At 40.6% G+C, this 16,833-nt stretch carries 20 protein-coding genes; 7 read left to right on the forward strand and 13 right to left on the reverse strand.

Features of this window, described 5'->3' with window-relative positions:
- Genes PNIG_RS13970 through dolP form a run of 4 tightly spaced genes read left to right on the forward strand, consistent with a single transcriptional unit; the run spans position 1 to position 3,450 of the window.
- Positions 1–1,878: a penicillin-binding protein activator gene (locus PNIG_RS13970; protein WP_089368738.1), complete on the forward strand. Its 1,878-nt coding sequence runs from the start codon at positions 1–3 to the stop codon at positions 1,876–1,878.
- Positions 1,879–1,891: 13 nt separating this feature from the next.
- On the forward strand, positions 1,892–2,263 hold the full coding sequence (locus tag PNIG_RS13975; protein ID WP_011329171.1) for a YraN family protein: 372 nt from the start codon (positions 1,892–1,894) through the stop codon (positions 2,261–2,263).
- Between the two features lie 34 nt (positions 2,264–2,297).
- Positions 2,298–2,891 (forward strand): SIS domain-containing protein, encoded by a 594-nt coding sequence (locus PNIG_RS13980; RefSeq protein WP_089368739.1) that lies wholly within the window; start codon positions 2,298–2,300, stop codon positions 2,889–2,891.
- Positions 2,884–3,450, forward strand: coding sequence for a division/outer membrane stress-associated lipid-binding lipoprotein (gene dolP / locus PNIG_RS13985; protein WP_011329173.1), 567 nt, complete (start codon positions 2,884–2,886; stop codon positions 3,448–3,450). Before PNIG_RS13980 ends, dolP begins: the two co-directional genes overlap by 8 nt.
- Positions 3,451–3,722: 272 nt before the next feature.
- On the opposite strand, the gene PNIG_RS13990 is transcribed toward dolP, so the two are convergent.
- The 8 genes from PNIG_RS13990 to zapE form a co-directional block, all read right to left on the reverse strand.
- Positions 3,723–4,160 carry a ClpXP protease specificity-enhancing factor gene (locus PNIG_RS13990; RefSeq protein ID WP_011329174.1) on the reverse strand — a complete coding sequence of 146 codons (438 nt, stop codon included), beginning with the start codon at positions 4,158–4,160 and terminating at the stop codon, positions 3,723–3,725.
- Positions 4,160–4,786 (reverse strand): stringent starvation protein SspA, encoded by a 627-nt coding sequence (gene sspA / locus PNIG_RS13995; RefSeq protein ID WP_011329175.1) that lies wholly within the window; start codon positions 4,784–4,786, stop codon positions 4,160–4,162. Before sspA ends, PNIG_RS13990 begins: the two co-directional genes overlap by 1 nt.
- 79 nt (positions 4,787–4,865) lie before the next feature.
- Positions 4,866–5,609: a cytochrome c1 gene (locus tag PNIG_RS14000; protein WP_011329176.1), complete on the reverse strand. Its 744-nt coding sequence runs from the start codon at positions 5,607–5,609 to the stop codon at positions 4,866–4,868.
- A complete protein-coding gene (locus PNIG_RS14005; protein ID WP_011329177.1) occupies positions 5,606–6,871 on the reverse strand; it encodes a cytochrome b in 1,266 nt (421 codons plus the stop codon). Before PNIG_RS14005 ends, PNIG_RS14000 begins: the two co-directional genes overlap by 4 nt.
- Positions 6,871–7,461, reverse strand: coding sequence for a ubiquinol-cytochrome c reductase iron-sulfur subunit (petA, locus tag PNIG_RS14010; RefSeq protein ID WP_011329178.1), 591 nt, complete (start codon positions 7,459–7,461; stop codon positions 6,871–6,873). Before petA ends, PNIG_RS14005 begins: the two co-directional genes overlap by 1 nt.
- A gap of 525 nt (positions 7,462–7,986) precedes the next feature.
- On the reverse strand, positions 7,987–8,379 hold the full coding sequence (rpsI, locus tag PNIG_RS14015; protein WP_086995409.1) for a 30S ribosomal protein S9: 393 nt from the start codon (positions 8,377–8,379) through the stop codon (positions 7,987–7,989).
- Positions 8,380–8,387: 8 nt separating this feature from the next.
- A complete protein-coding gene (gene rplM / locus PNIG_RS14020) occupies positions 8,388–8,816 on the reverse strand; it encodes a 50S ribosomal protein L13 (protein ID WP_011329180.1) in 429 nt (142 codons plus the stop codon).
- A 315-nt stretch (positions 8,817–9,131) separates the two neighbouring features.
- On the reverse strand, positions 9,132–10,220 hold the full coding sequence (gene zapE / locus PNIG_RS14025) for a cell division protein ZapE (protein WP_011329182.1): 1,089 nt from the start codon (positions 10,218–10,220) through the stop codon (positions 9,132–9,134).
- 125 nt (positions 10,221–10,345) lie between these two features.
- Here zapE and PNIG_RS14030 point away from each other — a divergent pair, with 125 nt between their 5' ends.
- The 3 genes from PNIG_RS14030 (at position 10,346) to PNIG_RS14040 (ending at position 13,709) form a co-directional block, all read left to right on the forward strand.
- A complete protein-coding gene (locus tag PNIG_RS14030) occupies positions 10,346–10,780 on the forward strand; it encodes a Z-ring associated ZapG family protein (RefSeq protein ID WP_011329183.1) in 435 nt (144 codons plus the stop codon).
- 394 nt (positions 10,781–11,174) lie between these two features.
- A complete protein-coding gene (locus PNIG_RS14035; RefSeq protein ID WP_086995406.1) occupies positions 11,175–12,527 on the forward strand; it encodes a Do family serine endopeptidase in 1,353 nt (450 codons plus the stop codon).
- A gap of 99 nt (positions 12,528–12,626) precedes the next feature.
- On the forward strand, positions 12,627–13,709 hold the full coding sequence (locus PNIG_RS14040; RefSeq protein WP_011329185.1) for a trypsin-like peptidase domain-containing protein: 1,083 nt from the start codon (positions 12,627–12,629) through the stop codon (positions 13,707–13,709).
- 67 nt (positions 13,710–13,776) lie between these two features.
- Here PNIG_RS14040 and murA read toward each other — a convergent pair whose 3' ends face one another.
- From murA to mlaD, 5 genes are read right to left on the reverse strand one after another with little or no spacing between them, the layout of a single operon-like run.
- Positions 13,777–15,036 carry a UDP-N-acetylglucosamine 1-carboxyvinyltransferase gene (murA, locus tag PNIG_RS14045; protein WP_011329186.1) on the reverse strand — a complete coding sequence of 420 codons (1,260 nt, stop codon included), beginning with the start codon at positions 15,034–15,036 and terminating at the stop codon, positions 13,777–13,779.
- A gap of 13 nt (positions 15,037–15,049) precedes the next feature.
- A complete protein-coding gene (locus PNIG_RS14050) occupies positions 15,050–15,307 on the reverse strand; it encodes a BolA family protein (protein ID WP_011329187.1) in 258 nt (85 codons plus the stop codon).
- 5 nt (positions 15,308–15,312) lie between these two features.
- On the reverse strand, positions 15,313–15,606 hold the full coding sequence (locus PNIG_RS14055) for an STAS domain-containing protein (protein WP_011329188.1): 294 nt from the start codon (positions 15,604–15,606) through the stop codon (positions 15,313–15,315).
- The gene (locus tag PNIG_RS14060) at positions 15,599–16,279 is read right to left on the reverse strand and encodes an MlaC/ttg2D family ABC transporter substrate-binding protein (protein WP_086995400.1); all 681 of its coding nucleotides are present in this window, start codon (positions 16,277–16,279) and stop codon (positions 15,599–15,601) included. The genes PNIG_RS14055 and PNIG_RS14060 overlap by 8 nt, the downstream gene beginning before the upstream one ends.
- A gap of 5 nt (positions 16,280–16,284) precedes the next feature.
- Positions 16,285–16,833, reverse strand: coding sequence for an outer membrane lipid asymmetry maintenance protein MlaD (gene mlaD, locus PNIG_RS14065; RefSeq protein WP_011329190.1), 549 nt, complete (start codon positions 16,831–16,833; stop codon positions 16,285–16,287).

Here is a 16,833-nt window from a genome sequence, read left to right on the forward strand (position 1 = left end):
GTGCGACTTAAACTAGTTAGTCTATTAATTATATTGTCAGGGTTATCGGCGTGTAGCACAACCGAAAAACCAACTAAAAACAGTGATAACTTCAGTAACAGTGCCAATGCACTAAAAAACCAAGCTAATAGTGCGTTATCTATCTACCAATTGGCGCAAAACCGCCAAGGTGCCGATAAAATACAGCTACTTTATAGTGCCCGCGATGCTGCAGTGAATGAGCAAAGTTGGTCGTTATTAGAAAAGGTATGCGGTGAGTTAGAATTAACCCCAAGTGTTGATCAGATTCAAAATCGTCTTTATATTGCGTTTGCGCAAAAGCAGCAAAATAAAAACGCTCAAGCGTTAGTTATTTTGCAGTCGTTAGATGGTCAACTTAAACAGCCTGAACATTTTGCATGGCATCAATTTTTAACCGCCAGTGTGTATGCATCGCAAGACTTTGCGAAACGCGCAGCCCCTTACTTTTTTGCAGCGTCTGAGTCTGCTACTAAAAACAATATTGATATTGCACAGCTAAACCAAAACTTATGGGATAACTTAAAAAAGCTTTCCTCTTATACACTTGAACGCTTTAACAGAGGGTCGGTTATTCAACAAGGTTGGGTTAACCTTGCTTTGTACCATCAAGTTTATGCTGGCAGTGCCGTTGAACTTGACCAAGCTATTAATAATTGGTTGAGACGCTACCCCGGGCACCCTGCTAAAGTAGTTTTATCTAAACAAGATGAGTTAGTGAATGACTTAACGCCTGTAATAATAGAGCGTTTAGTTGTACTACTGCCGCAATCTGGTGCTAATGAACGCTTAGGTGATGCACTTAAAGCCGGCGTGCTCGCAGCACTTGATCAGCAAAGCATTAATGAAACCATTTTTATTGATGAAAACAGTGATGTTAATGAAATTACGGCTAAAATAGCGCAAATAAAACCCGACTTTGTTGTTGGTCCACTGTTAAAAGCGAATATAGATAAACTTGCTAATGCGCAAGTGCTTATAGACATACCTACTATGCATTTAAATACCTTTGATGGTGATCGGCTTTCGTTACAGCACTACTTTTTTGCCCTTAACCCCGAGCATGAAGTACAACAAGCATTAGAGCACTTTTTAGCTCAGGGCTACCAAAAGCCTATGTTACTTGCGCCTAATAATGCCAACGGGCAGCGTTTGGTTGATTACTTTAACCTGCAGTGGCAACGCTATAGCGAAACCAAACCACAAATTGGCTTTTATAACAGTAATCAAGACATGCCTGATACGATTACCAGCTTACTTGAGGTTGATAAAAGTAAAGAGCGGATCAAAACTGTTAAAACTTTATTTAAGCAAGAAGTCGAAAACGAAACACGCTCGCGCAGCGATATAGACGCTATTTATATCTTAGGCGATGCAATAGAAACCCGTTTAATAAAGCCGTATTTAGACGTTAATGTAAGTACATTTGCTGATAGGATCCCGCTTTATGCTAGTTCTAAAAGCCATAGTAGCCAAATTGATCGTACCGATAAAGGCGACTTAGATGGCTTATACTTTACCGAACTTCCTTGGATGTTAAAGTCGCAAATTAAACAGCATAATCTTCGCCAGCAATACGAAACATTGTGGCCAGAGCACGCCGATATAAGTCAGCGTTTATTTGCTATGGCCTACGATGCAGTAACTATATTACATGACATTAAACAACTAAGTCTTTCCCCTGGGAATCAGTTTAACGGTTTAAGTGGTAAGCTCTCGGTTAATACCAGCGGGCATATTGAACGCACATTAGACTGGGCACAATATACCAATCGTCGGATTAAGGCAGTGCAACTAAAAACACAACGCCCTGTACCATTATTTATGCAATCAGCCAGTGACTTATACATTACCGAATAACTAAGGGGGCGACATGTCTTGGTTTAAACAGCTGTGGCAAAACAGTCGTGAAAAAGGCCAGTATTATGAGCTCCAGGCACAAAAGTATTTAGTTTCTCAAGGGTTAACAGCAATTGAGCGTAACTATTACTGCCCCTTTGGCGAACTTGATGTAATTATGAAAGACGGTAACACTTTGGTTTTTGTGGAAGTTAAGTTTCGTAAAAACCACGCTCGCGGCGGCGCTAATTACGCATTAAGTATACAAAAACAAGCACGCTTAAAACGCAGTATTTATCATTACTTAGCCGCTAAAAACCTAACAAATCAGCCGTTAAGAATCGATTATGTAGCAATCACTGGAGAGCCGTCTATGCATATTAACTGGCTCAAAAACGTATTTTAAAAACAAAGAACTAGGTATAAATTGTTGGTATTCTATGCAAGACACAATTAAAGAAATTTTTACAGAAAGCATTCAGGTACAAATAGCAGCGGGTGAGGTATTACCCAGTGCATTAGAGTCAGCCGCTTTTACCATTGCTCAAAGCCTGATCAACGGCAATAAGCTTATTTGTTGCGGTACAGCTAACTGCCATATGCTTGCTCAACACATGGCAGGTGTTTTAGTTAATCATTATGAAACCGAGCGCCCTTGCCTGCCAGCTATTGCGTTATCGCAAGATAGTATTAACTTAGGGCAAAGTACTCAGGTTGACGATTACGACACGTTTGCTCGTCAAGTACGTGCCTTTGCTCAACAAGGTGACTTACTGCTGGCACTGGCTATTAATGGTAATGAAAAACAAATTATTTCAGCGGTAGAGGCGGCACTAACTAAGGATATGAAGGTCATAGTTATGGTTGGTGATGACGGCGGTGAGCTAGTTGGTTTACTTGGCCCTAATGATGTTGAGATTAGAACGCCTTCTAAACGCCCAAGCCGTATTATTGAGTCGCATTTAGTTAACTTACATTGTTTAAGTGAACTGGTTGATTTAACGCTTTTCCCGCAGGATGAAAATTATGTTTAAACGCTCCCTTATTATTTTAGGCACGGTTGTATTACTGCAAGGGTGTGCAGCCGCAGTGGTTGCTGGTACTGCTAGTGCAATAACAGCTGCAAACGATCGTCGCACAATTGGCTCTCAGATCGATGACAGCAATATTGAAATAAAAGCTAGCATTGCAATTAGTGAAGTAGATCGCTTGCATAAATTTGCTCATATTAGCGCTGTAAGCGTTAATGGCATTGTTTTATTAGTTGGGCAAGTTGCCAATGAAGAAATGAAAAACGAAGCTAATAGAGCCATTGAGAGTGTTGCTGGCATTCGAAAAATACATAACCAAATTCGTATTGGTTCAAATATTGGGGTGACTACCCAAACTCATGACTCTTGGTTAACCTCAAAAGTAAAAGCACAGCTATTAACCGCTAAAAATATTAGTAGTAATAATATTAAAGTAGTGACTGAAAATGCCGAAGTATTTTTGATGGGTTTAGTTTCTGACGCAGAAGCAGAGCAAGCAGTAAATATTGCGCGTAATGTATCGGGTGTTGAGCGCGTAATTAAAGTATTTGAATATTTGTAAAGATAGCTGGTTCGAGGAATATAAAAGCCTTGTAGTTAACACTGCAAGGTTTTTTATACCGGTGGGAAAACCCGCCGTTACAACAATCAACCTTAACCCACGTCTCGCAGCCCACTCCCGCAAACTTTAAGGCATAAAGCCTTAAGCGAAACTTTGTGCTTGGCTTAATCTCTACCTAATACCTAATACCTAAAACCTTTTACTTTTATACAGACATAAAAAAACCGCTTATTAGCGGTTTTTCTTTTATCATTAACAGATTATAAAATGTATTATTTTATAACACGTAAATGCGAACCTTTTTTCTTTTCAGGCTTTTCTGGTGGTGTTTCGTCAACATAATTTGCTGATGAATCAACACTTTCAAAATCTGGAGCAAAGTCGTCTTCGTCCTCTAAAAACTCATCTGCTGTAAAGACCGTACCCTCGCCATTTTCACGCGCGTATATTGCAAGTACAGCCCTTAAAGGCACATACACTTGCATTGGCTGACCACCAAACCGCGCGCTAAAGCTAAGTTGCTCATTATCTAACGAAAACTGGGTTACCGCTGAAGGACTTATGTTTAATACAATTTGTCCGTCTTGCACAAACTGTGTTGGCACTTGTACTGCAGGGTAATCAGCGTCAACCACTAAATGTGGCGTGCATTCGTTATCAACAATCCAATCAAAAAAAGCGCGTAATAAATAAGGACGATTAGGCGTCATTATAAACGGATCTCACGCTCAGTTTCAGTTAAAGAAGCTTGGAATGATTCACGCTCAAATAAGCGGATCATATACTCTTTAAGCTCTTTAGAACCTGCACCGTTAAGCTCAATACCAAATTCAGGTAAACGCCATAATAGTGGAGCAAGGTAACAATCTACTAAGCTAAACTCTTCACTCATAAAGTAAGGTGCTTCGCTAAAGATTGCTGCAACCGCAAGCAATGCTTCTGTTAACTCTTTACGAGCTTGAGCAGCATCTGGTGCGTTGTTAGTGATTTTGTCAGCTAGGCTGTACCAATCAGTATCAATACGGTGCATCATTAAACGGCTACGGCCACGCATTACCGGGTAAACAGGCATTAGTGGAGGATGAGGGAAACGTTCATCAAGGTATTCCATGATGATATTTGCCTGATATAAACCAAGCTCACGGTCAATCAGTGTTGGCACTGTACCGTAAGGGTTAATTTCGTGAAGTGCCTCTGGCAGGTTATCTTTTTCAGCCAAATGAATATCTACACTTACACCTTTTTCAGCAAGTACAATGCGTACTTGGTGGCTATACATACAGTTAGCACCAGAAAAAAGGGTCATTACAGGGCGCTTATTGGCAGCTACGGCCATGCCTACCTCCATTAAATAACTAAAACAGCAATAGGGGCTTAAGCCCCTATTGCAAAATTACCTTTAAACATGTTCAAACTTAATGAACATCTCTCCAGTATTCTTTCTTAAGCATAAATGCCAAGATAAATAGGATGAATAAAAACCCAATTACCTTAATACCTATTGCTTCTGACTCAAGACGTGAAGGTTCACCCACGTACTCAAGGAAGTTGGTTAAATCGCGAGCAGCTTGGTCGTATTCATCTACACTTAATTCACCTGAGCCATCAGTTTCAGTAGCAATAATTCTGGTCACAGTATGACCATTCACTTCTACTTCTTCTGTAATAGCTGTTGGTAAGCCTTGTAGTTCTTGCAGAACATGCGGCATACCTACAGATGGAAACAATGTATTGTTTACGCCAAATGGACGTGACTCATCTTTGTAGAACGATTTTAAATACGTATATATCCAATCAGAACCACGAACACGTGCAACGTTAGTTAAATCTGGTGGCGCAGCACCAAACCACTTTTCAGCATCTTCTTTGGCCATCGCATTGGTAATATGGCTACCTACTTTTGAACCGTCAAAAATTAACTGTTCTGCGCCAATTTCCGTTGGAATACCGATATCACGAAAAGTACGTTCATAACGCTGGTATTGCATTTGATGACAAGCAACACAATAGTTCATGAACAATTTAGCACCGCGTTGCAACGAAGGCTGATCTGTTAGGTCATTACCAGCATCTAATAATGCCACTGAAGGACCTGCAGCCATTGCCGGCAACACATTAATTGATAAAGCAAATAAACCAATAAGTAGCTTTTTCATCATTTCAGTAACCTCTCAGGCAATGGCTTAGTTTTTTCATTCTTACTGTATACAAATAACAGTACGAAGAACATAAAGTAAGTCACAGTACATATCTGCGAAACAATTGTTTTCATGTCAGTTTGTGGTGTTGCACCAACCCAACCTAAAAGAACAAAAGTAACAACAAAGCCTGCAATGTTCCATTTGTGGAAACCACAACGGTAACGAACTGAGCGAACTGAACCACGATCTATCCAAGGTAATAACGCAAGCACTACAATAGATGCACCCATTGCTGCAACACCCATTAACTTATCAGGGATCGCACGTAAGATTGCATAAAATGGCGTAAAGTACCAAACTGGAAAAATATGCTCTGGTGTTTTCAGCGGGTTAGCCGCTTCAAAGTTTGGCGCTTCTAAAAAGAAACCACCCATGGCTGGCATAAAGAACACCACCCAACAGAACAATATTAAGAAACCAACCACACCCACAATATCTTTTACTGTGTAATAAGGGTGGAACGGGATCGCATCAAGAATATCTTTTTTATCAGTATAATATTCATGGAACTTAAACTTAGGTTTATCTTCTTCAGCTACCGTACCTTTTTTACGCTTGTTATCTACGCCTTCAGGGTTATTTGACCCTACTTCATGTAGTGCAACTATGTGTAAAAATACTAAAATCACGATAACTAATGGTAAAGCAATAACATGCAATGCAAAGAAGCGGTTAAGCGTTGCACCCGATATTACGTAATCACCACGGATCCAAAGTGTTAAATCATCACCTATAACCGGAATTGCTCCAAATAGTGAAATGATTACCTGTGCACCCCAGAATGACATTTGCCCCCATGGTAATAAATACCCCATGAATGCTTCGGCCATTAGCGCTAAGAAAATAAACATACCAAATACCCACAGCAATTCCCGTGGTTTTTGGTAAGAGCCGTAGATCATGCCACGGAACATATGTAAATATACAACGATGAAAAACGCTGATGCACCGGTTGAGTGTAAATAACGTAATAACCAGCCATAATCAACATCACGCATGATGTATTCAACTGATGCAAACGCCCCCTCAGCAGAAGGTACATAGTTCATAGTTAACCAAATTCCTGTAAGAATTTGGTTAACTAGTACTAACATAGCTAGTGAGCCAAAGAAGTACCAAAAGTTAAAGTTTTTAGGTGCTGGGTACTGTGCAATATGCATGTTCCAGACACGTGTCAATGGTATACGGTCGTCTAGCCAACCAATAATCTTACCAAACATTAGGCCACTCCTTGTTCTTCGCCCACTAATATAGTGGTTTCATCAAGAAAAGTGTATGGTGGTATTTCTAGGTTTAATGGTGCAGGTACCGATTGGAATACACGGCCAGCCATATCAAACTTAGAACCATGACATGGACAGTAAAAACCGTCGTCAGTCCCTTCCACTTTTTCACCAAAGCCACCTTGTAAAAAGCTAGGTGAACATCCTAAATGAGTACAAATACCTACAGCCAAAAATATTTCTGGACGCAATGAACGGTAATCATTTGTTGATGATTCTAATTGTTGTGGCTCTTGCGAATGCGGGTCACGAAGTTGATCTTCATGTCCTTTCATTTGCTCAAGCATTTTTGGGGTCCGTGATACAACCCATACAGGTTTACCACGCCACTCGACACGTATTAATTGTCCTGGCTCAAGTTTGCTTATGTCTACTTCTACAGGCGCACCCGCAGATTTAGCTCGCTCACTTGGATTCCAAGACGCAATAAAAGGAACAGCAGCCCCAGCCGCACCAACACCACCAACAACAGAGGTAGCTATGGTTAAAAAGCGACGTCGGCCATTGTCTACAGGCGCATTGCTCATCCACTTATCTCCACTATGATTCTCAACACTTGCTATATTGAGAACATCAGTTACAGCAGGTTAATTTTTTTGAATTATAAAATAGAAACGATCATATTTAAATCCTTGTTTAAAACAAGGTTACTCACAGCCCCATGCTCGAATAATCCTGACTTGCTCAAAAAATAGATTAAGTTAGCTCGAGTATGAAGCCGAATGACTATCATATCGCTTCTGTAAAAATAATATACTGACTCAGGTCAACCTCACCAAAACAAGCAGTAACAACTGCATTTGCTAGGGCTAAACCTGCTCACATTATTTGCCAGCCAATTGTAGCAAAAAAATTCACCAATTAACTGATGGATTTAAACTAATTACGATAATTATTTAACTTTTTTAGTATTCACTGAGTGTTTTTTTACTTTTGCTCATTAAACACGCTGAGTTTATCAATTACCTATCGTCAAAGTTACCATTTATTATGTCGCGAAAAACAAAAAACCCAGCATAAGCTGGGTTTTTGAATTCTTGATAACGTAAATATTAACGTTTTGAGAACTGTGGACGCTTACGCGCTTTCTTAAGACCCACTTTCTTACGTTCAACTTTACGTGCATCACGAGTTACGAAACCTGCTTTACGAAGTTGTGGACGTAGTGACTCGTCAAACTCCATAAGTGCACGAGTAATACCGTGACGGATTGCACCAGCTTGACCAGTTGTACCACCACCAGAAACGGTGATGTGAAGATCAAACTTTTCAGTCATATCAACAAGCTCTAGAGCTTGATGAACAACCATACGTGCTGTTTCGCGACCAAAGTACTCTTCTAAAGAGCGCTTGTTGATTACGATGTTACCAGTACCTGGGCGTAAGAACACGCGAGCACTAGAACTTTTACGACGACCTGTACCGTAGTATTGATTTGCCATGATGGTGCTCCTTAAATGTCTAGAACCTGAGGCTGTTGTGCAGCATGGTTATGCTCAGTACCTGTGTAAACTTTAAGTTTACGGTACATAGCGCGGCCTAAAGGACCACGTGGCAACATGCCTTTAACAGCTTTTTCGATGATCATTTCAGGCTTTGCAGCTTGAAGTTTATCAAAAGTAGTAGACTTAAGACCACCTGGAAAACCAGAGTGTGAATAGTACACTTTGTTTTTGAATTTGTTACCAGTTACAGTAACTTTTTCAGCGTTGATAACGATGATATAATCACCAGTATCTACGTGCGGTGTATATTCAACTTTATGCTTACCGCGTAGGCGGAGAGCGATTTCAGTAGCGATGCGACCTAAAGTTTTACCTTCAGCGTCAACTACGTACCAGTCACGTTTTACTGTTTCTGGTTTAGCAACAAACGTTTTCATTTATAAAAATCCAATGTTTTTCAATTAAAACCACAAGTAGTTAATATTAACTACTGCTCTAAGTTTGCTATAACCCCTTCGAGTTTTAGACTTTTGCGCCGCTCACAAGTGGCTAGACTATATGAAGGCATAGAACGCAACGTGGCAGGAGCGGGAGTATATCAGCACTTTTATTGCATTACTACCGGCGGGTTGTTTTTTCCACAAATTTTTTAACTGCTAGGCACTTTATATTAAAGAGACCTTCGCTGTGTATTGGGCTCTAGCATTGAGCCCTTTCCTCAAAAGAGTAAATTAGCCCTAAGACGCTAACTTTTATGCTAAATGCTCTTTCGCTAAATACTCTAGCGACTGCATTTCTTGTAAGCGACTTATGCAGCGTTTAAACTCAAAGCTTAAATTACCTTGAGTATAGAGCTCTGTAATGGGTTTTTCTGCCGAAATTATTAAAGTCACGTGGCGTTCGTAAAATTCATCTACTAATGCAATAAAGCGTCTTGCTGCGTCGTCATTCACTTGCCCAAATTGTTTTACGTTAGACAAAATAACTGTGTTATATAAACGGCTAATTTCCATGTAATCTACTTGGCTACGCGCGGTTTCACATAATTCGCTAAACTCAAACATTACAACACAATCAGATACTTTACGGGTTTTAATCATGCGCCCTTCAATTTCAATGGCGGTATTAGATTTACCCTGTTCGTGTGATAACTTATCAAAGTATTCAAATAGGTTTTTATCGGCTTGCTCATCGAGTGGGCTGTGAAATATCTCTGCCTGCTCTAAAGTTCTTAGCCTGTAATCTATGCCCGAATCGACATTTACTATTTCTGTATTTGCATTAACAAGCGCAATCGCGGGCAAAAAGCGCGCGCGCTGTAAGCCATTTCGATACAACTCATCGGGAATAATATTCGACGTAGCAACTAACACTATGCCACGAGCAAACAGTGCTTCCATTAAGCCACCGAGTAACATAGCATCGGTAATGTCTTGAACGTAAAATTCATCAAAACAAATTATATCGGTTTCGGCTTTAAAAATATCAGCTACTATTTCTAGTGGATTTTCTTTTTTATTTAATTTTTTAAGCTCGTCATGTACTCGGTGCATAAAGCGGTGAAAATGCACGCGCATTTTACGCTGCCCCGGTAGTGCTTCATAAAAGGTATCAACTAAATACGTTTTACCACGCCCTACTCCGCCCCAAAAATACAAACCTTTTATAGGTGCAGGCTCTGTTTTATTAAATAGCTTTGCAAAAAAACCGGTAGGTTGCGGTTTTGCTTGAGTTAAATCATCATATAAGCGCTGTAAATGACGTACAGCATTTTCTTGTGCTGCGTCGTATACAAAGTCATCACGCTTGAGGTCTTGCTGGTATGTTTGCCAAGGAGTCATATCTATTTACAGTTAAAACGCAGTTTAATTTACAAAGCATATTAACACGCATCATTAGTCAGGGTATATTAGACTTAGTTTGATTTAAGATATTCGTTAGTTATTTTCCCAAAGAGGTGATATTTATGGGTACATTTACATGGGTCGGTTTAGTTATTATTGTTGCTATAGCCGCATTTTTCATCGGTGCATTTGTCACTAAAAAACAGTTCAAGCATGATGAATTAGAAGAGCAGGTTGAACAAGCAAAAAATACGCTAGAGCAATATCGACAAGATGTAGCTGATCACTTAGCAAATACTGGTAAGTTAGTAACTAAAATGAAAGACAATTACGATCAGTTACTTAGCCATGTTGAAGAAACTAATCAGTTGTTACTAGAGGACAGAAATAAAGCACCTGCTGAACCTTTTTTCTCTAAAGAGATGACTGAGCAGTTACAAGCTTCACTTAAAGAGCGCCGCTCAGATCGCTCTAACGCCGATGCACAGCCGGCTGATTACGTATCGGGTGAGTCTGGTTTGTTTGCTGGCGAAGCAAAATCTTCAACAGCATCTTGATGAACTTTTTTTCAACCCCATAGTCTTTAGATATAACAGCTTTGTTGTTTTAAAGGGCCTGTTTTTCTTTCGAGGTTGAATTTGCAGCAGTATGTTTGATTTTTAGGCAAGGCAGAGCCTGTGCCATGTGGTTATTTCACATAAACAGGCGATAACGCAGCATAAATAACAAACATGCGCTGCCCTTGGGTTCGTCCTAGGGGGAATTTACTCATTGTTGCTCGGTTTTTACTTAGCCCACTAGGTTACAAATCTCGCGCCGCGATTAAACCCCCCTCTAGATAGAACAAATTACAATCCTGAAAGGTCAACAGGCCCTAAATAAACCGAAAAGGGCTGCTTTTAAAGTAGCCCTTTTTGTTTTCGCTTATCCTAAGTGGAGTAAACCCTGACTATGAAAATGAAATTATCACTTATCAGCGCAGCTATTTTGTCTACTAGCCTATTATTGAGCCCGGTTACGTCTTACGCAAAAATGCCGATTGCAGTAAATGGCCAACAATTACCAACACTTGCGCCTATGTTAGAGCAAATAACTCCTGGTGTTGTCAGTATCCAGGTTTCGGGCTCAAAAGAAATACGTCGCCGCGCCGATCCGCTGGAGTTCTTTTTTGGTAACCCACAACCTCGCAGTCAAAAACGTCAATTTAGCGGGTTAGGCTCAGGGGTTATTATTGATGCTAAGAAAGGTTATGTGGTCACTAACAACCATGTGATCCAAGACGCCGAAAAAATGATAGTCACCCTTGAAGACGGCCGAGAGTTTGAGGCAACCAAAATTGGCACTGATAAAGAGTCTGATATCGCCTTATTACAAATAGATGCAGATGATTTAACCGCAGTAAAGCTAGCTAACTCTGATAATTTACGGGTGGGCGACTTTGCTGTTGCCATTGGTAACCCATTTGGTTTAAGCCATACGGTTACATCTGGCATAGTAAGCGCACTTGGTCGCAGTGGCTTAAATATTGAAGGTTACGAAGATTTCATTCAAACCGATGCCGCTATTAACCAAGGTAACTCTGGTGGTGCATTAGTTAATTTAAATGGCGAGCTAATTGGAATTAACACCGCAATTTTAGGCGCATCTGGCGGTAACGTAGGTATTGGCTTTGCTATTCCTTCTAATATGATGAAAAACTTAGTTGATCAAATTATTGAACACGGTGAAGTTCGCCGTGGCTCGCTAGGAATATCAGGTCGCCCTCTCGATGCTGGGCTTGCCAAAGCACAGCAGCTTGACGTAAAACAGGGCGCGTATGTTATGCAAGTAATGGATAACACTGCAGCCAGCAAAGCGGGCATACAAGCAGGCGATGTTATTATTAGCATTAATGGTAGTGATATTAGCGGCTTTCATGAATTACGCAGTAAAATAGCAACCTTAGGCGAAGGCCGAGACGTTAAATTAGGTATTTACCGCGATGGTAAGATAAAAACCGTTAAAGTAACCCTAGATGGCGCATCTGGTATTACCGCAACAGGCGAAGAATTACACCCTGCATTTCAAGGTGCCACATTAGAAAACGTTAAGAAAAATAACGCTAAGGGTATTGAAGTTAGTACGGTAGATCCGCGCTCTCCTGCAGCGCGTGTTGGTCTTGAAGAAGGTGATATTATTGTGCAAGTAAATCGCCAGCGCGTAGAAAGCATAAATGATATGAACCAGATCATTGAAAACATCAAAGGCAACATTGTATTAGGGGTAAAACGCGGTCGTGAGTCTATATTTGTACTCATTCAATAATTTATAACCGTTAAAATGCAATAAAAGTAACAGCGGCACTTGCCGCTGTTATTTTTTTTGGCCATCATAAAGAGATTGCTCACTAACAATAAGAATCTTGTGCTAAAAATCTTAAAATTTATACTCCCTCCTCTATTTGCAGGCCTAGGTATTGCTTTTTTAGTGGTTTTTTTTAGTCCTAATATGCGCACTGCATTGCTGCCTAATGTGCCACTGCCCAGTGCTATGAGTAGCAACCATTTAAGCTTTTCAGATGCGGTTAAGCGTGCGGCTCCTTCGGTAGTCACCGTTTTTTCAGAAAGTATTTCTAAAGAACCACGCTATAAACGACAAAACACCGTACAAGAACTAGGTTCGGGCGTGATCATGTCGCAAGATGGCTATATTCTTACCAATTATCATGTGATTAATAATGCCGACCAAATACTGGTTATATTAACCGATGGCCGACGCTTTTTTGATGTACAGCTTATTGGTTTTGATACTATTACTGACCTTGCGCTCTTAAAAATTAATGCCGATCACTTACCTGTTATTCCTGTTAACGATGACTACTCATCAAGTGTTGGCGACATTGTACTGGCCATTGGTAACCCTTTAAATTTAGGGCAAACCATTACCCAAGGCATTATTAGCGCCACCGGCAAACAAAAAATCACCGACAGTCCTTATAATAATTTATTGCAAATGGACGCAGCCATTAATGTAGGCAATTCGGGCGGTGCATTAGTTAATTCCAATGGTGATTTAGTCGGTATTACTTCTGCACAATTTAAAACTCGCGAAAACTTAAACATACAGGGAATATTTTTTGCGGTTCCTTACTCTTTAGTAAAAGAGGTTATGGCAAAACTAATTCGTCATGGCCGAGTGGTTCGTGGCTACTTAGGCTTTGAGGGGACAGCTGTAGATAGCACAGGCAAAGAAGTAAACGACAGCCTAACGCCCGTGGCAGGTATGCGTATTACTAACTTAGACCCACTAGGCCCAGCTTGGCAGGCCGGTATTGAAGAGCAAGATATTGTAATTGAAATAGCAGGACTTTCGGTAGCAAACCCACAAAAAGTGTTAGAAAAAATAGGCAATACCGAACCCGGTAAAGAAATAGAATTTGAGCTGTACCGCAATGGTAAAATAGAAAAAATAATGGTGACGGTTGCAGAGCTTGAAACTAAGCTTTAATAAAAAGGCCGGATAGCAAATTAGCTTATCCGGCCTTTAAAAATACCTTAACTAACTAAATAGTTACTTAACTACTTCTACGTTTAATATTAGCACCTAACGCGCTGAGCTTATCTTCAATGCGCTCATAACCTCTATCAACATGATAAATACGATCAACTATCGTTTCACCTTGCGCCACTATACCGGTTAAAATTAAACTGGCTGATGCACGTAGGTCGGTTGCCATAACTTGGGCGCCGCTAAGAGTTTTTGTATCACCACAAATAGCTGTGTTGCCTTCTAAGCGAATATTTGCGCCCATACGTTGTAGCTCAGGTACATGCATAAAGCGGTTTTCAAAAATAGTTTCGGTAATGGTGGCACTACCATTAGCCACTACATTTAATGCGGTAAACTGCGCCTGCATATCGGTAGGAAAACCAGGATGCGGAGCTGTTTTAATATTAACGGCTTTTAATTCTCTGCCGCGCATATCTAAATAAATGCTGTTGTCATGTACTTCTAACAATGCATTGGTTGCACGTAGCTTTTCAATTACCGGCTCAAGTGAATGAAAATCGGTCATCTTACACAGCACTTCGCCACCGGCCATAGCAGCAGCAACTAAAAAAGTACCTGTTTCAATACGATCTGGTAAAATACGGTGCTCACAACCCGCTAAGCGCTCAACGCCTTCAATTTCAATACGGTTTGTACCCGCACCCGTAATTTTAGCGCCCATAGCAATTAAGCAATTAGCCAAGTCTGTTATTTCTGGCTCACAAGCTGCATTTTCAAGCACAGTTTTGCCATCGGCTAAGGTCGCGGCCATCAATAGGTTTTCAGTAGCGCCAACGCTAACCATCTCCATAAAGATTTCAGCGCCTTTTAAGCGACCATTTACTTTGGCATTAATATAGCCGTTTTCTACGTTGATTTGTGCGCCCATGCGCTCTAAACCTTGAATATGAATATCCACAGGTCGAGCCCCAATAGCGCAGCCACCAGGGAGTGACACTTGTGCTTCACCAAAACGCGCCACTAAAGGCCCGAGTGTCAGTACCGATGCACGCATTTGCTTAACTAGGTCATACGGAGCAAGTGTTTTATCCACTGTTGCGCCGTCAATCACAAGCGTGTCGCCTTGCCAATTAACACTCGCACCTAAGGTTTTTAATAACGCTTCGGTGGTAACTATGTCACGCAAGCGCGGTACATTAGTAAACGTACTTTTACCATCGGCTAATAATGCGGCAAATAAAATAGGAAGTGCCGCATTTTTAGCGCCAGAGATAGTAACTTCACCCGCAAGCGAAGTGCCACCTTGAATTACAAATTGATCCATGTAGGGGCCTTTTTTATTGCGGTAAAATAAATTTTTGTTCGCGTTTCCACTCTACAGGAGTAAAAGCGCGAATTGATACTGCGTGAATGGTGCCATCTGAAATAGTATTCATTAATGGTCCATAAACTAGCTGTTGCTTTTTCACTCGGCTTAAACCGTCAAAGCATTCGCCAACAGCTATTACTTCATAATGGCTACCATTGGCTTTAACATGTACTTCTGCTAATTGAAGTTCATCGCGTAATAATATTTCGACTTGGCTAGTTTCCATAACTCTCACTCAAATAGGGTTGTAACTTGACCCAATTGCATTAAATTTTGCAATTGTTCAGGTGGATTTTGCAACTCAAGGCGAATGCCTTGTTGCTTGTACTGCGCAAAAGTGTGAATTAACCAAGCTAAGCCTGCTGTGTCAACCCTAGATACGTCACTAAGGTCAAAGTAGCAGATTTTATGCTTGGTTATTGCCTGACTGCCCAGGCCTTTTTCATCGCCAATTGAACTTCGAGTAAGCTCACCACTGACTCGAAAATGTTGCTCATCAACTTGGCTTATCACCAACTTAGTCATTGGTGTCGCTGCCTCTAAACTGTACTGGCAGTTGGCTCTTTTGCTCTAAAAGGTTACTTACGTGGTCAATACCTTGTTGGCGTAACATGCCTTGTAGCTCACTTTGCTTTGCATCTAGTAAGCTAATACCTTCTGCAATCATATCGTAAGCACGCCATTCACCACTTCTGTCTTCACGTACTTTAAAGTCAATTTTAATATCGGGTTTACCCGCTTCAATGATCTTGGTTTTTACTACCACCACATCTTTACCTTTAAAAGGTTGTGGTGCGCCAAACTCGACTTGTTGGTTGGTGTATTGGGTAAAAACACCTGCATACGTTGCTACTAGGTACTCTCTAAATACTACAATAAAGCGCTGAATATCTTTAATTGCGCGCGCCTTTTCAGCCTCATCGGTTATTGCACGCACTTTTGATACTTCGCTGCCTAACACTCGCAGTGCCGCATATTTGTAGTCAATGTAGGGCATTAATTCTTCTTCAACAATGACACGAAAATGCTCATTATTTTTAATAATTAATGGCTGATCTTTTGTGATCCGCTCAAAGGTATTATCTGCCACTTGACGTACCATTTTGTTAGGATCTGTTAGCTTAACATCGGCAGCTTTAACTACCTGTGCAAACGTTAGGGTACTAAGCGCTGCAATAACTAAAAACTTTTTCAACATAATAATTACTCACTACCTTGGTTGAATAAAAACTGCCCAATTAACTCTTCTAGCACTAAGGCAGACTTAGTATCGGTAATAGATCCACCGTCACCTAGCGCTTTACTTTCTACGCCAAATAAATCATCAATTGCTTGATCTTGTTCGTTATGTACCACAGTTAAACCTAAACAACGCTGCTCTGCAGATTCTGGTGCAATAACAGGGTTAATCCCTAAGTACTGCTCACCTAAAATGCCTGACGTTAAAATAGAGATTGAGCTAGTATCTGAAAAACGACATAAATACTGTGCATCAATGGTCATATTAACAACTGGTAAAAATTCTTGCGGATGAACATAAATAGATTCTACCCGGCCAATAACCACACCGCCCACTTTAATGGGTGCACGGGGCTTTAATGAGCCTATGTTTTCAAATTTAGCATTAAGTGTGTATGTGTCACCTGAGCCACTAATACCAGTGTTGGCCACTTTAAGCGCAAGCATAGCAAATGCTAAAATGCCTAGTGCGACAAAAAAACCAACTAAAATCTCTAATTTCCGTGAATTCAT

The sequence above is a fragment of the Pseudoalteromonas nigrifaciens genome (assembly GCF_002221505.1).
Lineage (GTDB): Bacteria > Pseudomonadota > Gammaproteobacteria > Enterobacterales > Alteromonadaceae > Pseudoalteromonas > Pseudoalteromonas nigrifaciens.

Coding starts and splice junctions, on each gene's coding strand:
- PNIG_RS13975 (WP_011329171.1), top strand. CDS start 1,892: ATGTCTTGGTTTAAACAGCTGTGGCAAAACAGTCGTGAAAAAGGCCAG.
- PNIG_RS13980 (WP_089368739.1), top strand. CDS start 2,298: ATGCAAGACACAATTAAAGAAATTTTTACAGAAAGCATTCAGGTACAA.
- dolP (WP_011329173.1), top strand. CDS start 2,884: ATGTTTAAACGCTCCCTTATTATTTTAGGCACGGTTGTATTACTGCAA.
- PNIG_RS13990 (WP_011329174.1), bottom strand. CDS start 4,160: ATGACGCCTAATCGTCCTTATTTATTACGCGCTTTTTTTGATTGGATT.
- sspA (WP_011329175.1), bottom strand. CDS start 4,786: ATGGCCGTAGCTGCCAATAAGCGCCCTGTAATGACCCTTTTTTCTGGT.
- PNIG_RS14000 (WP_011329176.1), bottom strand. CDS start 5,609: ATGATGAAAAAGCTACTTATTGGTTTATTTGCTTTATCAATTAATGTG.
- PNIG_RS14005 (WP_011329177.1), bottom strand. CDS start 6,871: ATGTTTGGTAAGATTATTGGTTGGCTAGACGACCGTATACCATTGACA.
- petA (WP_011329178.1), bottom strand. CDS start 7,461: ATGAGCAATGCGCCTGTAGACAATGGCCGACGTCGCTTTTTAACCATA.
- rplM (WP_011329180.1), bottom strand. CDS start 8,816: ATGAAAACGTTTGTTGCTAAACCAGAAACAGTAAAACGTGACTGGTAC.
- zapE (WP_011329182.1), bottom strand. CDS start 10,220: ATGACTCCTTGGCAAACATACCAGCAAGACCTCAAGCGTGATGACTTT.
- PNIG_RS14030 (WP_011329183.1), top strand. CDS start 10,346: ATGGGTACATTTACATGGGTCGGTTTAGTTATTATTGTTGCTATAGCC.
- PNIG_RS14035 (WP_086995406.1), top strand. CDS start 11,175: ATGAAAATGAAATTATCACTTATCAGCGCAGCTATTTTGTCTACTAGC.
- murA (WP_011329186.1), bottom strand. CDS start 15,036: ATGGATCAATTTGTAATTCAAGGTGGCACTTCGCTTGCGGGTGAAGTT.
- PNIG_RS14050 (WP_011329187.1), bottom strand. CDS start 15,307: ATGGAAACTAGCCAAGTCGAAATATTATTACGCGATGAACTTCAATTA.
- PNIG_RS14055 (WP_011329188.1), bottom strand. CDS start 15,606: ATGACTAAGTTGGTGATAAGCCAAGTTGATGAGCAACATTTTCGAGTC.
- PNIG_RS14060 (WP_086995400.1), bottom strand. CDS start 16,279: ATGTTGAAAAAGTTTTTAGTTATTGCAGCGCTTAGTACCCTAACGTTT.
- mlaD (WP_011329190.1), bottom strand. CDS start 16,833: ATGAATTCACGGAAATTAGAGATTTTAGTTGGTTTTTTTGTCGCACTA.